This is a genomic window from Halococcus dombrowskii (assembly GCF_022870485.1).
GTDB lineage: Archaea > Halobacteriota > Halobacteria > Halobacteriales > Halococcaceae > Halococcus > Halococcus morrhuae.
Genome location: NZ_CP095005.1, coordinates 904,034 through 918,131, shown reverse-complemented (window position 1 = coordinate 918,131; position 14,098 = coordinate 904,034). Strand labels below are relative to the sequence as shown.

General features: G+C 65.8%; 15 protein-coding genes. 9 read left to right on the top strand and 6 right to left on the bottom strand.

The window, feature by feature from the left end; genetic code table 11:
- The first annotated feature begins 76 nt into the window (after positions 1-76).
- Entirely contained in the window at positions 77-1,021 is a 945-nt protein-coding gene (locus tag MUK72_RS04955; RefSeq protein ID WP_004051122.1) for a transcriptional regulator, read from the top strand.
- Between the two features lie 692 nt (positions 1,022-1,713).
- Here the strand turns inward: MUK72_RS04955 and MUK72_RS04950 are convergent.
- On the bottom strand, positions 1,714-2,904 hold the full coding sequence (locus MUK72_RS04950) for an ISH3 family transposase (RefSeq protein WP_004051515.1): 1,191 nt from the start codon (positions 2,902-2,904) through the stop codon (positions 1,714-1,716).
- 107 nt (positions 2,905-3,011) lie between these two features.
- Here MUK72_RS04950 and hemL point away from each other — a divergent pair, with 107 nt between their 5' ends.
- The gene (gene hemL, locus MUK72_RS04945) at positions 3,012-4,352 is read left to right on the top strand and encodes a glutamate-1-semialdehyde 2,1-aminomutase (RefSeq protein WP_244704469.1); all 1,341 of its coding nucleotides are present in this window, start codon (positions 3,012-3,014) and stop codon (positions 4,350-4,352) included.
- A 1-nt stretch (position 4,353) separates the two neighbouring features.
- On the opposite strand, the gene MUK72_RS04940 is transcribed toward hemL, so the two are convergent.
- A complete protein-coding gene (locus tag MUK72_RS04940; RefSeq protein WP_244704467.1) occupies positions 4,354-6,117 on the bottom strand; it encodes an acyl-CoA dehydrogenase family protein in 1,764 nt (587 codons plus the stop codon).
- Between the two features lie 74 nt (positions 6,118-6,191).
- Between MUK72_RS04940 and MUK72_RS04935 the strand changes: the two genes are divergently transcribed.
- Both MUK72_RS04935 and MUK72_RS04930 read left to right on the top strand, forming a co-directional pair.
- Positions 6,192-6,845: a DUF7095 family protein gene (locus MUK72_RS04935; RefSeq protein ID WP_244704465.1), complete on the top strand. Its 654-nt coding sequence runs from the start codon at positions 6,192-6,194 to the stop codon at positions 6,843-6,845.
- Between the two features lie 64 nt (positions 6,846-6,909).
- The gene (locus tag MUK72_RS04930; protein ID WP_244704463.1) at positions 6,910-7,197 is read left to right on the top strand and encodes a hypothetical protein; all 288 of its coding nucleotides are present in this window, start codon (positions 6,910-6,912) and stop codon (positions 7,195-7,197) included.
- 61 nt (positions 7,198-7,258) lie between these two features.
- Here the strand turns inward: MUK72_RS04930 and MUK72_RS04925 are convergent, their stop codons facing one another.
- Both MUK72_RS04925 and MUK72_RS04920 read right to left on the bottom strand, forming a co-directional pair.
- Positions 7,259-8,077 (bottom strand): deoxyribonuclease IV, encoded by an 819-nt coding sequence (locus MUK72_RS04925; RefSeq protein WP_244704461.1) that lies wholly within the window; start codon positions 8,075-8,077, stop codon positions 7,259-7,261.
- 47 nt (positions 8,078-8,124) lie between these two features.
- Entirely contained in the window at positions 8,125-8,973 is an 849-nt protein-coding gene (locus MUK72_RS04920; RefSeq protein ID WP_244704458.1) for a lipoate--protein ligase family protein, read from the bottom strand.
- A 183-nt stretch (positions 8,974-9,156) separates the two neighbouring features.
- On the opposite strand from MUK72_RS04920, the gene MUK72_RS04915 reads away from it, so the two are divergent.
- Positions 9,157-10,263 carry a glycosyltransferase family 2 protein gene (locus MUK72_RS04915; protein ID WP_244704456.1) on the top strand — a complete coding sequence of 369 codons (1,107 nt, stop codon included), beginning with the start codon at positions 9,157-9,159 and terminating at the stop codon, positions 10,261-10,263.
- Positions 10,264-10,337: 74 nt separating this feature from the next.
- Here the strand turns inward: MUK72_RS04915 and MUK72_RS04910 are convergent, their stop codons facing one another.
- Complete coding sequence (locus MUK72_RS04910; RefSeq protein ID WP_004051140.1) at positions 10,338-10,781, bottom strand: universal stress protein; 444 nt, start codon at positions 10,779-10,781, stop codon at positions 10,338-10,340.
- 132 nt (positions 10,782-10,913) lie between these two features.
- Here MUK72_RS04910 and MUK72_RS04905 point away from each other — a divergent pair, with 132 nt between their 5' ends.
- From MUK72_RS04905 to MUK72_RS20175, 4 genes are all read left to right on the top strand, one after another.
- On the top strand, positions 10,914-11,780 hold the full coding sequence (locus MUK72_RS04905; protein WP_244704454.1) for an SDR family oxidoreductase: 867 nt from the start codon (positions 10,914-10,916) through the stop codon (positions 11,778-11,780).
- A gap of 50 nt (positions 11,781-11,830) precedes the next feature.
- On the top strand, positions 11,831-12,340 hold the full coding sequence (locus MUK72_RS04900; protein ID WP_244704452.1) for a metallophosphoesterase: 510 nt from the start codon (positions 11,831-11,833) through the stop codon (positions 12,338-12,340).
- 116 nt (positions 12,341-12,456) lie between these two features.
- Complete coding sequence (locus tag MUK72_RS04895; protein WP_244704450.1) at positions 12,457-12,804, top strand: SHOCT domain-containing protein; 348 nt, start codon at positions 12,457-12,459, stop codon at positions 12,802-12,804.
- 40 nt (positions 12,805-12,844) lie between these two features.
- The gene (locus MUK72_RS20175) at positions 12,845-12,976 is read left to right on the top strand and encodes a DUF7859 family protein (RefSeq protein ID WP_275039118.1); all 132 of its coding nucleotides are present in this window, start codon (positions 12,845-12,847) and stop codon (positions 12,974-12,976) included.
- On the opposite strand, the gene MUK72_RS04890 is transcribed toward MUK72_RS20175, so the two are convergent.
- The gene (locus MUK72_RS04890; RefSeq protein WP_244704448.1) at positions 12,973-13,983 is read right to left on the bottom strand and encodes a threonine aldolase family protein; all 1,011 of its coding nucleotides are present in this window, start codon (positions 13,981-13,983) and stop codon (positions 12,973-12,975) included. The two genes, MUK72_RS20175 and MUK72_RS04890, sit on opposite strands and share 4 nt — an antisense overlap.
- Positions 13,984-14,098 lie beyond the last annotated feature (115 nt).

The window sequence follows — 14,098 nt, the reverse complement described above, 5'->3', positions numbered from 1 at the left end:
AGAACGACGAACCGCCCGACGAGAGGGTCTCCCGCCGGCACAACCACTATATACGATGCGCTACTTACGTACAGCTATGTCCCGGTCCGCGCTCGTCGGCAACGTGACGGCCATGCTCGAAGACGCGGGCTTTCTCGTCAGTGAGCGCTGTGCGGTCCGCCCGAAGAGCTTCGACGTGGCTGCCCGCCGCGACGACACGGTACTGCTGCTCAAGATCCTCGGCAACATCGACGCCTTCGATGCCCGCACCGGCATCGAGATGCGGCGACTCGGCACCCATCTCGACGCCACACCGATGGTCGTCGGCCTGCGAACCCGCGACGAGGAGCTGAAACCCGGCGTGATGTATCTCCGACACGGCGTGCCGGTCCTGAGCCCCGACACCGCCCTCGATCTGTTCATCGAGGACGTCCCGCCGATGATCTACGCCGCCCCCGGCGGGCTCTACGTCAACATCGACGGCAAGGTGCTCGCCGACGAACGCGAAGAGCGCGAGTGGAGTCTCGGCCGGCTGGCCTCGGAGCTTGGCGTCTCGCGACGCACCGTCTCGAAATACGAAGACGGCATGAACGCCTCCGTCGAGGTCGCCGCCAAGATGGAGGAGCTGCTCGACGCACCGCTCGTCGATCCCGTCGACGTGCTCGACGGTGCCGAGGATCCCACCGACGAGGACACGACCGACGACGAGACCGACGACGCGCTCGTCGCCGTGCTCACACGGGTCGGCTTCGACGTCCATCCGACGACGCGCGCGCCGTTCAAAACCGTCAGCGAGGACGACGGCGACGAGGAGAACGTCCTCACCGGCCACTCGGCGTTCACACAGACCGCCGAAAAGCGCGCCCGCATCATGTCCTCGCTCGGCACCGTCACCCGCACGCGCTCGGTCTACGTCGTCGACGACGCCAGCCGCGACGCCGTCGAGGAAACCGCACTCATCGAACGCGAGGAGATCGACGCCATCGACGATCCCGACGCGCTGCGCGAGCTGATCCGCGAACGCGCCGAGAGCTCCGCCTGAACGTTTTTACTGCGGGGGATCGCGCTCGCTTCGCTCGCGCTCAACCCCTTGCAAAAACGTTCATTAAAAACTCCCGCTCACTCGCGCCTGCGGCGCTCGTTCACGGCGTTCTCGTAAACGACCGCAGGGAGTGAACGAGAGCCAGAGAGACGCGAAGTCGTTCGAGAGAGCGGAACTCTCTCGTGATGACGAGACGCCTTTGGCGTCTCGGACCACGTCTCTCGCGAACCGCGCTCGCTTCACTCGCGCGGATGCTGACGCTTTCCGCAAACCGCAACGGCACCGCAGAAGCCCTCGCTCACTCCGTTCGCTCGCCCTTCATCCACCAGGAAAAATTTGCTCGGCGAGACGCCAGAAATCGTCCCGCACCGCAACCGCCGGCTGCTGTACCGCAGCCGCCCGGCAGCCGCCGACCGCACCGCAGCCGCCATCGCGCCGGCTCAGTAACGACTTTCAGCACGCCGGTCGAAGGCTGATTATCGCTAGTTGTCCACTCTTTCGGTCACGGTACGAGCAGATACGTTGAAAGAGACCAGACGTGAGGCGGGATCAGAGTGTAACCCGCTTGGAAGGCAGTTCCCTGAGAGAATCTGTCGAGTTGCGAACCTCTCGTCGGTCATTCCTGGATCTACGTGAGCGTAGAAAGTGGCTGTCGCTCCTCGCCAGCCTCGCTTCGACCGAAGCGAGGCGGCTCAGGCGAGTCCGTGATCGCATCCCGCCGGCAATCCTACCCCGTTCGTTCGATACTTCTCCTTCCAACCGAGTTCATCGTCCAACACCTGTTCGACTCCGTGGAGAAACGCATCACCGAACGTGAACTCCACCGGGAGTGCTCGCCCGCCACGTTGTGGCGCGGCGAGCACCGCCCACTGGAGCACGACCCACAGCTGCTCTAACAGAAACCCAACGCCCACGTAGAACAACCGGATCGTCGTCGATGGCGTTGTTGTGAGGGCACGCGCTTCGCGGAACTTCTCGTAGCTCTTCTCGATCCGTGAGCGCTTGTTGTAGACTGTCGCGACCTGTCGCGGCGTGCGGTCTTCCAGACCGTACGCCGCGTATCCCGTCCGTTTTACCCCCGACTTCCCTCGATCTCCGTTGTGGTAGGTGACGTTCACCGCTAGTGGATACGTCTGTTCGTGCTCTTTGCCTTCACAGATCGTCTCTTCGGTCATATACGACGCGTTGACCGAGAGCTTCCGCCGGAGCGAGTCTTTCCCGGTCTTGACCGGAAAGACTGGCGGCGCAGTCTCACGAAGTACCCCGATCAGTTCCCCGTTGAAGGCAGCTCTATCGATGAGAATCTGCTTGGTCTCGAAGGGATAGGTCTCGACGCGGGCGAGCACGCGCTCGACCGCGTCAGCCTTGCTGTCCTCGCCAGCTACTGGCTCTACGGCGAGAGTCAGTGGCTTTCCCCGGGCGATGACGAACGCTGTACAATAGCGGTGACACTTCGTTGTTCCGTCACGGGCTTGCATCCTCCTGAACTCGTCTTCGTCCTCTGGGTGGCCGTGGAACGGGTTGTCCATGAAGTCAATACAGACGGTTCTCGACCCGCCACGGTCGAGAACCGTCATTGCGACCAACGCAAGAATGTCGTTCACAGCGTCCAGCATGGCGGGTTTCTGGAGGGTGTGGAGCCAGTCCATCACAGTCTTGCGGTTTGGCGTATCGCTGGTCTTCGTCGTGACCCCGTTGATCGATGTCGTTCCAACGGCGGCCCGAAGCACGACTTCCATGATCCCCTCGGGATCGAGGACGGAGCCCTCGATCCCTTCCATCGGAATCAGCTCCAGCATCTCCAGAGCAAGAGATTTCAACTGGCCGTTCGAAAGGAACTCGTCCGGATCTGTGAGAACTTCCTTGAGCAAGGGTAGGTTCATCACGAGAACATCCGGACAGCGGGTGAATCAGGTCACTGATTCATCCGCTTCATTCCTACAACGTATCAGCTATTGGGCTGTTGAGCCAAAGTGGACAACTAGCGATTATGAACCACGAAACCTCGCGCGACCTCTACGACCGTGCGCTCTCGGTGCTCCCCGGCGGCGTCAATTCCTCGGTGCGGGCGACCCAACCCTACCCGGCCTTCATCGAGCGCGGCGACGGCGGCCACGTCATCGACGCCGACGGGAATCGCTACATCGACTACGTGATGGGCTACGGACCGCTGCTACTGGGCCACGACCTGCCCGAGTCGGTTCGAGCGGCGATCCAGTCGTCGATGAGCGACGGGCCGATGTACGGCGCGCCGACCGAGATCGAGGTCGAACTCGCCGAGTTCGTCGCCCGTCACGTCCCCTCGGTCGAGATGCTGCGGTTCGTCAACTCTGGCACCGAAGCGACCGTCTCGGCCGTCCGCCTCGCGCGCGGCTACACCGGCCGCGAGAAGATCGTCGTCATGCAGGGCGGCTACCACGGCGCGCAGGAATCGACGCTCGTCGCGGGCGACGCCGAGAACGCGCGCTCCTCCTCGCCCGGCGTGCCACAGACGTTCGCCGAACACACCATCCCGGTGCCGTTCAACGACAGCGAGGCCATCGAGGAAGTGTTCGAAACCCACGGCGAGGAGATCGCGGCGGTACTGACCGAACCGCTGCTCGGCAATACGGCGGGCGTACCCCCTGTCGAGGGCTATCACGAACAGCTGCGCGAGCTCTGTGACGAGTCCGGCGCACTCCTGATCTTCGACGAGGTGATGACCGGGTTCCGGGTCGGCGGACTCCAGTGCGCACAGGGGAAGCTCGGTGTGACACCCGATCTCACGACCTTCGCCAAGATCATCGGCGGCGGCTTCCCGGCGGGTGCGGTCGGCGGCCCGGCCGAGATCCTCGAATCGTTCACGCCCGCCGGCAACGTCTTCCAGTCGGGCACCTTCTCCGGCCATCCGGTCGCGATGGCTGCCGGCCTCGAAACCCTGCGCTACGCCGCCGAAAACGACGTCTACGATCACGTGAACCGACTGGGCGAGCAGCTCAGAACGGGCATCGCCGATATCGTCTCCGACCGCGCACCGGGCTACACGATACTGGGCACCGACAGCATGTTCAAGCTCGTGTTCACCCGCGCCGGCACGAGCGACATCGACGAGGCCTGCATCCCGGGCTATCGCCAGACGCCCGACAGCGACTGCTTCGACCACTGCCCGAAAACGGGGGCCGATGTCGAGAGCGCCGAAACCGATCGCTGGGACAGGCTGTTCCGTCCCGCGATGAAGGAGGAAGGGATCTTCCTCACTGCCAATCAGCTCGAATCACAGTTCGTCAGCGACGCCCACACCGACGAGGACGTCGAGCAGACCCTCGAAGCCTACAAGGAGTTCTTCGAGTAGCTCAGTCGTCGGCCGGGGCCGATTCGGTGAGCGATTCGGGCGCAACGGAAGCGTAGCGGACGATCCCGTCGAAGTGCTCGGTGGCGAAGCGATCCCCGTCTGCGATGCCACGCGCGTCGGACTCTCGGAGTCGTGTCTCGACGAACCGCTCGGCGACCAGCGCCTTCCGGGCGTCGCCGCGGTCGAGTTCCGCCTGGGCCTCCGCGAGCAGCAGTGCCGCGGTATAGACGTCGAAGACGTATTCGGCGAGCTCCTTCGCCTGCAACTGTGCCTCCTCCACGTCCGCACCCGCGAGGTGGACGAGTGCCTCCTGGAGTCGCGCGAACTCGTCGTCGATCGTCTCGGCGCAGTCGGCCAGCGCCGGATGCTCGGCCGCGTCGATGTGCTCCCGGATCGCCGGCAGCAGCGCCTCGTGGGCGTCCTCGCGGTCGAGCGCGCGGAGCAGATCCAGACTGAGGACGTTCGAGGTGCCCTCCCAGATCGGGAGGACCTGTGCGTCGCGGAGCAGCCGTGGCGTGACGTGTTCCCTGACGTAGCCGTTGCCGCCGAGGACTTCGCAGGCGTAGGAGGCGGTCTCGACGGCCATCCGTGCGGTCACCTGCTTCGCGATCGGGACGAGCGCGCGCATGAGCGTGAACGCCTCCTGATCCTCCTCTCGCCGGTGGCGATCGAGCAGGCCGGCACACTCGAAGGTAAAGGCCGCGGCGGCCTCGTAGTCGACGCTCATATCCACTAAATCACGGCGCATCAGCGGTTTCTCCTGGATCGGTTCGCCGAACGCCTCGCGGGTCGCCGCTTGAACCTTCGATTCCAGGAGGGCACGGCCCATGATGCCCACGGACGCGCCGGCGTTCGAGAGTCGCTCGAAGTTGAGCATCGCGGTCATCTGCCGGAAGCCGTTCTCAGGTTCGCCGACGAGGGAGGCCTCCGCACCGCGGAACTCGATCTCGCCCGTCGGCACCGAGAGCGTCCCCAACTTGTCCTTCAGCCGGCGAAAGAGCGCGTCGTTGACCTCGCCGTTCGATTTCGTGCGCGGCACCAGAAACAGCGAGAGTCCCGCCGTTCCCTCGGGGGCGTCGGGTCGCCGGGCCAGCGCGAGCGCGCCCTCGGCGTCGATGTTGGAGCAGAACCATTTCTCGCCGGTCAGTCGGTAGCTCCCGTCGTCCGCCCGCTCGGCGACGGTTTCGTTCGTTCCCACGTCGCTGCCGCCCTGCTTTTCGGTGAGGAACATCGCACCCTCGATGTGCTCGTCGGCGTCCCGGCTGGTGAGACGCTCGAAATAGTCCTCAAGGGGACCATCGTCGAACTTTTCCAGTACGAGCGCGACGCCGTTCGTCATCGAGACCGGACAGACGAACCCCGCGTCGGCGTACGAGAGCAGCGTCTGCTGGGTCAGCGTGTGCGTCAACCCCATCGGCTCCTCGCGATCCGGCGGCGCGTGGAAGGCGTCGTGTGTCAGGCCGAACGCCTCGTAGGCGATGCGCTCGTTTTCGTGCTGTGTGGGGTGGTATTCGACCTCGTTTCGGAGCTCGCCCTCTTCGTCGTACGTGTGGAGTTCGGGCTCGTGTCTGTCGATACGATCGGCGTTGTCGGCGACCATCGAGCCGACGACTTCTCCAAATTCCGACAGTCGGGACTCGGCCCACGCGAACTCGTCGTCGGGATAGACGCGCCGTGCCTCGAACTGGAGCGTGCGGTCGAGTTCCCAGTAGTTCGCGTCGCGACCCGCCTCGAAATTCGCGTAATCGATGGCCGCGCGTGTCATACTCACCCATCGCCTGCCATCGCAATAACCGCTGGGGCGAGTCGCTTTTTCCCCGTGAGCGACTCTTCCCGGCAATGACCGCGTTCACCCGCGAGGAGGCCGTCGAGCGCGTCGAGCGCCTCGTCGAGACCGTCGAGGAGGAGCCGATGCCCGTCCCGGTGCGCGAGCTGTGGGTCTACGGCGATCTCGCGCTCGGACTCGATCCCGTCGAGCGCCTCGACGTCTATCTCACGAAGGACCTGCTCTTCGGCGGCGACGACGATCGCGAGGCGGAGTTCCGCGAGACACACGGTGTCGAGGGGATCGGCAAGACCGTGAGCGCCGATTGGGCCGACGAGTATCCCGACCGGATCCGCGCCAGCGCCAACGGCTACGCCGCCCCCGAGAAATGTCTCGCGGCTCAGCTCGTCGGCGACGACGAACCGATCCATCTTGAGGTCTGTAACGCGAGCTTCGAGGACAACGTGACCCAGCGTCTCAAGGGGGCGATGGCGCGCGAGAACTACACGGAGATCCTGGACCCGCGCGGGGTCTGTCTCTGGCTCGATGGCCAGCGATCCGAGGACGCGTTCGAGAAACTCGAAGAAGGCGAGTTCGTCTTTCCGACCCTCGCCGACGCGCTCGGAATGGTCGGGATGGACGAGGATGAATCCGAACGCGCTGCCGACGCGGTGCGGGAGTACCGCGACCGCCAGGAGGGCGCGAGCGTTCGCGGCGACGTGGTCTGAGCCGCCGCAGCGCCGCAACGGAACACGAGAAGGGTTAACTCCTCACCGATCGTCGGCCGGTTGCATGACCGAAGACCACGAGGAGAGGCGGCTGACTCGCCGACGAACACTCTCGCTGTCGGCCGGTGCGCTCGCAGTTGGCCTCGCCGGCTGTTCCGATATCGGCCTCGGTGGCGAGGGCGAAGAAGGAGAAGGCGGTGGTGAGGGCGGAGACGGTGGCGAAAACGGAGGCGGTGGCGGAGAGGGAGGCGAGCAAGAAGGCGGCGAGAACGGTGGAGGCGGTGACGGTGGCGAAGGGGAAGACGGTGGTGGCGGGGAGCAGGAAGGCGGCGAAGGTGGCGAGGAAGGATAGTCGAAAGGTACGCTTCGAGAACTGACCGACCGATCGCTCCGAAATGCGGTGAAACGACGTCTCAGTCGGCGCGCAGCTCGCGAACGCGGTCGATGTTCCAAGCAAATCCGCGGCCGTCCTCAGTCGGCGTTTCGAGGACGAACGGGAGCTCACGGAGGTCGTCGTGGGTCACGATCGCGCGCATGCCCGCCTCGCCGATCTCGCCCTCGCCGATGTGTGCGTGTTCGTCCTTGTTTGTCCCGCAGGCGTGTTTCGAGTCGTTGAGGTGGAAACAGTGGAGATCGTCGAGACCCACCGTATCGTCGAAGGCGGCGACGGTCTCTGCGACCGCGTCGGGCGACGAGAGATCGTAGCCCGCGGCGAAGGTGTGAGCGGTGTCGAGGCAGAAGCCGATGTCCGTGTGGCTGCGGTCACGAACGGCCGCGAGGTGGGCGAACTCGTCGCCCAGTTTGGTGCCGCTGCCGGCATCGCTCTCGACCAGGAGAGTGACCTCCGCAGGGATGTCGAGTTCGTCGATGGCGCTCGCGGCGTTGTCGAGCCCGTTCTCGACGCCCGCGCCGGTGTGTGCGCCGAGGTGGACGTTGACGTACTCGATGCCGAGTTCGGCGGCCGCATCGCACTCGTCCTGGAGGCTCGCGATGGATTTCTCACGGAGGTCGTCCTTCGGCGTGGCGAGATTCACGAGGTAGGAGGCGTGGATGACCCAGGGGCCGAGTTCGCCCTCGCGAAAGCGGGCGGCCTCCTCGTCGTCGATGTCGGGGCCGGCCCAGACCTGTGGCGAGGCCGTGAATATCTGCCCACAGTTCCCGCCGACGTCCTCCTCGCGCCCGATGGCGTTGTCGACGCCGCCGGCGATCGAGACGTGTGCTCCGACGTGCATATACTGACGTCGCCGGGGGTACTCATAGGGCCATCGAAGGGCCGCGACTACTCGGTCGATTCCTCGCGGTCGGCTGCATCTCGCGCTGCGGTGGGGTCCTCGCGGTCGTGGTTCCAGGCGTCGCTCGCGAACTTCTCGCGAGCGCGCTCGCGTGCCCGATCGAGCTCGTCGTCAGTCCACGTCCCGACTTCGGCGTCGACCCAGTCGGCGAGCGCATTTTCGAACGTCCTCACGGCGCGCTCGCGACCGACGCTCGCCTGCTCCCGGACGTTCGTCACCCGTTCGTCGAAGCGTTCAGCCGACGGCCCGTCGGCGAAACAGGAGAGATGGCGCTCGGTCGCGCGGTCGAACAGGACCGAGCCGTGCTGGATGACGCTGTCGCGGCGGCGGTACTGGGCGTTGCCGCTGATCTTCCGGCCGTCGGCGGCGACCACGTCGTGGGCCGGATGGAGCGCGCGCAGATAGCAGGCGGGCTCGTGGATGGACGGACGGTCCTCGCTCGCGAACGAGACGGGGACGTCGAGGCGATCGAACCCATCGAAGAGCGGCTCACAGAGCAGTTCGTAGGTGTCCATCAGATCACCGGGGAGCTCGGCGGCGGGCGCGACGATGGAGTAGGAGATGTCGCCGTGGTTGTCGTGATAGATGCCGCCACCGCCGGTCGGCCGGCGTGTCACGGAGATTCCCTCGCGATCGCAGAACTCCCAATCGACGGTCGCCGGCTCCTGTCGATAGCCGAGCGAGAGCGTCGCCGGCTCCCAGCGGTAGACGCGCACCGTCCGCGGGCCGCCCGCAGCGGCCGTCTCGGCGGCGATCTCGTCGAGCGCCATGTTCAGCGGCCCGGGCCTGACGTCCTCGCGGATGAGCCGCCACTCCCGATCCTCGATGTCGGCCATGCGGAGTGAAACGATCGTCGACGCAAAGCCGTTGTGGACCCGGCGGTCGAGCCAGGAGTTGGTTCCGCGTTCCACCGCCTGCACGAAAACGGACAGTACAGGCCGTGAGCGCTGCGATCAACTCTCATGTCTACATATATCACAGAACGTTCATTTATTCACGACCCGAACATTCACGTACCAATGATTCATCCACCGGGAGCGGTCGCATCGGCGTTCATCTGGTCAGTAACCATCCTGTTCGCCGTCGCGGGTCTCTTCTGGCTGTTCGAGACCCTCGTTCTCGCGCGGTATCGAGACGATCAAGAGACGGCGTACGGCCCGGAGGACGTTCAGGTGCGCATCCTCACGATCGGTGCCGAGGACGTCGTCCAGCAGACGGTCGATTCGTTGCCAGCGTCGATCACCGATCGGCACGTGATCGCCGAGAAACCGATCGCGATCGACGGGGCGGAGGTTCACGTCGTCCCGGAATCGTTCTCCTGCGAGGCGGTCCGGAAGGGCCGCGCGATCGAGTGGGCGCGGCAAACCCTGTCGTGTGATCGCGAATACGTCCTCTATCTCGACGAAGACAGCATCGTCGAGGAGTTCGATGGATTGCCCGACGCCGACGTGGTGCAGTTCAGCGAGCGGCCCCGCTACACGGGGTCGTGGCTCGCGTACTTCGCCGACGTCTTTCGCATGGGCGCGCAGATCGAACAGCACGCCTTCCATCGCTTTCGCATCCCGCTGTTCGCGTGGGGCGGCGGCATCGCCATCCGGAAATCGCTCGAAGACCGGGTGACGTGGGACTGGCCGACGCTGGTCGAGGACACCGCCTTCCTCTGGCGAGCCGCCGAATCGGAATCGGTCTCGTACGCGCTCAGCCCGGCCAGTTTCTCGAATCAGGCACCGCCGAGTCTCGGCGAGATCTTCCAGCAGCGCCGGCGCTGGGCCGCCGGCAACCATCAGGAAGCGTCGAACCTCCCGCTGCGGTACAAACTGCTCGCGAAGAGTCGGTCGTACGTCTGGGCGGTCGCCCCGATCATGCCGCTCATCACCGTCGGCGTGACGCTCAGCGGCCTGCAGCTGTTTTGCTCCGGGCTGTTGCAGGTCCTCTCGGTATCGCTTGCGCTGCTGATGGTCGCCTGGTTCGCGATCGGCCTCTCGCAGTACGACCGGCTGTCGCTGCGATCACTGCCGATGTTCGCGCTCGTTCCGCTGGCCGTACTCGTCCACTCGGTCGGCGCGACGGCCGGCCTGATCGCGCCGCCTGACGACTTCCACGTCACCGAGAAAACCACCGACTGAAACCGTCGACCAGCAACAGTTCACAGCGCAGATGGGAATCGTCCGTCCTGTCGAGTCCCGAGCGCCGACCGGAGCTACTCGGCGTTGCGGGCGATGTAGACGTCGTAGTCGGGATCCTCGGCGACGGGCGTGCCGACGCTGGTCGGCGGCGCGGTGACGCGGCCGGCGTTCTCGCTGCCGACGAAGACGACCGTCGCGTCGCGCTCGTGGGCGACCTCACGGATCGTCCGACTGATGTCGGTCTCGGTCGAGGCGAGCGAACTCGTCGCTTCGGTCGTCTCGACGTGGACCTCGCTCTCGGGCGCGATCTCCCCCGCGGTCATCGCCAGCTCGTCGCCGGCGCGCTGAGGATCGAACGGCTCGTCCGCCGTGATCCAGCCACGCTCGCGGGCGAACGAGGCGTCGTGTGGGACGACGACGAGCACGAGGACGTCCTCGCCGAGCGCCGATCCGAACTCGCGAGCGCGGGAGAGCGCCGTCTTCGCGAGGGCCGAGCCGTCGAAGGGAACCAGCAGCATACGTCGTTCACGGACGGTTATGACATAAACGTTGGCGCTGAATCATCCTGCTCCCGTCTCCACCGACATCGACCGCTTGCCCCTCCTCCCCCGGTGAACAGGTATAGGAGCTATCGGTGCGTTCGTCAGAGAATGAGAATACTGGTCACAGGGGCTACGGGGACCGTCGGTCGACACGTCGTGACGAACCTCGCTGACGAGGACACCACGGTGCGAGCGGGCGTACGAGACATCGCGCGTGCCCGCGAGCGCTTCGGTGACGATATCGAGTACGCGGAGTTCGACTTCCAACGACCCGAGACGTGGGGCGCGGCGTTCGCGGAGGTCGACGCGCTCTTTCTCATCCGGCCGCCGACGATCGGGCGCGTCAAGCGCCATATCACGCCCGCAATCGACGCCGCCGCGCGGGTGGGCGTCGAGCACGTCGCCTTCCTCTCGGTGCTCGGTGCGGAGAAGAACCCGATCCTGCCCCACCGTCGCATCGAAGCCCATCTCCAAGACGCCGACGTGAGCTACACGTTCCTCCGGGCGTCGTTTTTCATGCAGAACCTCACCGAGGTCCATCGAGAAGCCATCGCCGAGCGCGACGAGATCTTCGTCCCGGCCGGGAACGGAAAGACGAGCTTCGTCGATGCCCGCGATATCGGGGCTGCCGCCGCGGTCGCGCTCACGGAGCCCGGCCATCGAAACCGTGCGTACGACATCACGGGGCCGGCAGCGTTCGACTACGAGACGGTCGCCGAGATATTTTCGGACGTGCTCGACCGGCCGATCGGCTACGCGAACCCCTCGATCCCGGCGTTCGTCCGGCGGCTCCGCGCCGAGGGACAGCCGCTCGCGTTCGTCCTCGTCATGGTCGGCATCTACACCACCGCGCGGCTCGGGTTCGCCGGGCGCGTGAGCCGGGACGTCGAGTCACTGCTCGGGCGCGAACCGATCCCGCTCGAACGGTTCGTCGCCGACTACGCGGACACCTTCGAGAGCTCGCAGGCCGAATAACGCCGTTCCCAGACAGAACGGTTTTTTCGCTCGTGGCGGCTAGCTCGCCTATGATCTGCGTTCTCTCCGATACGCACGGCACGGACGGCCATCGCCTCGATGGCCACCTCCTGGAGACCGTTCGCGAGGCCGAGCTGGTGATCCACGCCGGCGATTTCACCACCGAGCGCGTGCTCGATGCCTTCGAGGCCGAGTCACAGGAAATCCGTGCAGTCTACGGCAACAACGCCACGCCGGCCGTCCGCGAGCGCCTGCCAGGCGAGCGTGTCGTCGAGCACGAGGGGGCCACCGTCGCGCTCACTCACGGCGACGGCCGCGACGAGACGGAACTGGCCCTCTTCGGCCGGCAGGCCGACGCCGACATCGTGGTCTCGGGACACTCACACCAGCCGGGCGTCACCGACACGGGCGAGATCGTGCTCCTCAATCCGGGCAGCCATGCCGACCCGCGGTGGTATCGACCGGGCTACGCGGCGCTCGACGTGGAAGAGGAGCGTATCGAGGGACGACTCTTGGAACCCGATGGCGAGGTCTTCGAGGAGTTCACGGTGGAGCGGTGAACTGAAGCCGCTTCGATATCCACAGCACCGACAGATGTTTGTAGATCGAATTACAAGAACGGCGCGACGCAGCGGTCGTCACTCAGAGAATGGCACCATCACCGAGCGATCCGGCCATGGCGGTCGTCGTCCCGGTTAGCATCATCGCGTTCCTGTTCGGGATCGTCCAGCTCGGAACCGGGACCCTCTTCGGCGTGCTCCCGATCCTCATCGGCGTCGTCGGTCTGCTCTATCTCGCTGGCGGCGGCGAGCGCATCGGGGAGTGGCTCGACACACGCACCACGGCCGACACGACGGCGGACGATGCCAGCGAGGACGCGTTGACGACCCTCCGACAGCGATACGCGCGCGGCGAGATCGATCACGCGGAGTTCGAACGTCGCCTGAACGAGCTTCTGGAAACGGAAACGGTCAGCGACGTGGCCAGCCGAAACGACGAGCGACTCGTCGAGCGGTCGCAATGATGCCCGAAACGGATTTACGCGGCGGTCGGCTACGCGCCCTATGGCTCTCGGTCTCGACCCGGTGTTGCTCGTTCTCCTTGCAGTCATTCTCCTGGTCTTCTTCGGGTTCTACCTCCTCATCCGGCGCACCGCCACCGCCTTCCGCGAAGGGAGCAAGCGCGGTCGGCGCTAGCTCATCGCACGCCCGACGCACTCGATCGCCTGTTCGATGTCGTCCTCGTCGACGTCCCAGTGAGTGCACAGCCGAACGGTGTGCTCGCCGAACGCCGACGCATGGACTCCTTCCGCAGCGGTGACCTCGACGAACGCCTCGGCCGGGCGGTCGGTCTCGACGAGGACGATGTTCGTCTCGGGCGTCTCGGCGGCGAGCCCGTCGATGGCGTCGAGCCCCGCCGCGAGCGTCCGGGCGTTCGCGTGATCCGCGGCGAGTCGGTCGACGTTGTCGAGCGCGTCCAGCCCCGGAGCGGCGATGACCCCCGCCTGGCGCATCCCGCCGCCCAACAGTTTGCGGTTGCGATGTGCGCGCTCGATGAACGCCTCGCTCCCGGCGAGCATCGAGCCGACGGGCGCACCGAGCCCCTTCGAGAGGCAGAACATCACCGAGTCGGCGCTGTCGAGCAGCCGCGGGACGGGCGTGTCGAGCGCGACGCTCGCGTTGAATAGCCGGGCACCGTCGACGTGGGTCGGAATATCGTGCTCGTGGGCGGCCGCGGCGGCGGCGGCGATCTCGTCAGCAGTGATGGCGACGCCACCTTTCTGATTGTGGGTGTTTTCGAGCGCCAGCAGGCCGGTGCCGGGCCGGTGATCGGTGCGTTCGACGTACGCGTCGTGGACGGCGGCCGGGGTGATGACGCCGCGTGCGCCGCCGTCGATGGGGCGTGCCTGGAGCCCCGAGAGCTGTGCGAGGCCGCCGACCTCCCAGTTGTAGATGTGGCTCTCACGCTCGCAGAGCAGTTCGTCGCCGCGGTCGGCGTGAGTGCGCGCGGCGATCTGGTTGCCCATCGTCCCCGTCGGAACGTAGAGGGCGGCGTCCATGCCGACAGCCGCGGCGGCGCGGGCTTCGAGCTCGTTGACCGTGGGGTCCTCGTCGTAGACGTCGTCGCCGACGGCGGCCGTCCGGGCCGCCTCGCGCATCGCCGCGTCGGGTCGCGTCACCGTGTCGCTGCGGAGATCTATCACGGTTTTCGTATCGGTTGGGGCGTGAAATACTCGGTGCCATCGGGGTTCGCCACGCACGCCATCCCGTCGCTGCCAGCCACGGCAGGGACAAACGACATACTCCATCGCCACGTAG

Coding starts and splice junctions, on each gene's coding strand:
- MUK72_RS04955 (WP_004051122.1), top strand. CDS start 77: ATGTCCCGGTCCGCGCTCGTCGGCAACGTGACGGCCATGCTCGAAGAC.
- MUK72_RS04925 (WP_244704461.1), bottom strand. CDS start 8,077: ATGCACGTCGGAGCACACGTCTCGATCGCCGGCGGCGTCGACAACGCC.
- hemL (WP_244704469.1), top strand. CDS start 3,012: ATGAACCACGAAACCTCGCGCGACCTCTACGACCGTGCGCTCTCGGTG.
- MUK72_RS04905 (WP_244704454.1), top strand. CDS start 10,914: ATGAGAATACTGGTCACAGGGGCTACGGGGACCGTCGGTCGACACGTC.
- MUK72_RS04920 (WP_244704458.1), bottom strand. CDS start 8,973: ATGGCCGACATCGAGGATCGGGAGTGGCGGCTCATCCGCGAGGACGTC.
- MUK72_RS04895 (WP_244704450.1), top strand. CDS start 12,457: ATGGCGGTCGTCGTCCCGGTTAGCATCATCGCGTTCCTGTTCGGGATC.
- MUK72_RS04900 (WP_244704452.1), top strand. CDS start 11,831: ATGATCTGCGTTCTCTCCGATACGCACGGCACGGACGGCCATCGCCTC.
- MUK72_RS04915 (WP_244704456.1), top strand. CDS start 9,157: ATGATTCATCCACCGGGAGCGGTCGCATCGGCGTTCATCTGGTCAGTA.
- MUK72_RS04935 (WP_244704465.1), top strand. CDS start 6,192: ATGACCGCGTTCACCCGCGAGGAGGCCGTCGAGCGCGTCGAGCGCCTC.
- MUK72_RS04910 (WP_004051140.1), bottom strand. CDS start 10,781: ATGCTGCTGGTTCCCTTCGACGGCTCGGCCCTCGCGAAGACGGCGCTC.
- MUK72_RS04940 (WP_244704467.1), bottom strand. CDS start 6,117: ATGACACGCGCGGCCATCGATTACGCGAATTTCGAGGCGGGTCGCGAC.
- MUK72_RS20175 (WP_275039118.1), top strand. CDS start 12,845: ATGGCTCTCGGTCTCGACCCGGTGTTGCTCGTTCTCCTTGCAGTCATT.
- MUK72_RS04930 (WP_244704463.1), top strand. CDS start 6,910: ATGACCGAAGACCACGAGGAGAGGCGGCTGACTCGCCGACGAACACTC.
- MUK72_RS04950 (WP_004051515.1), bottom strand. CDS start 2,904: ATGAACCTACCCTTGCTCAAGGAAGTTCTCACAGATCCGGACGAGTTC.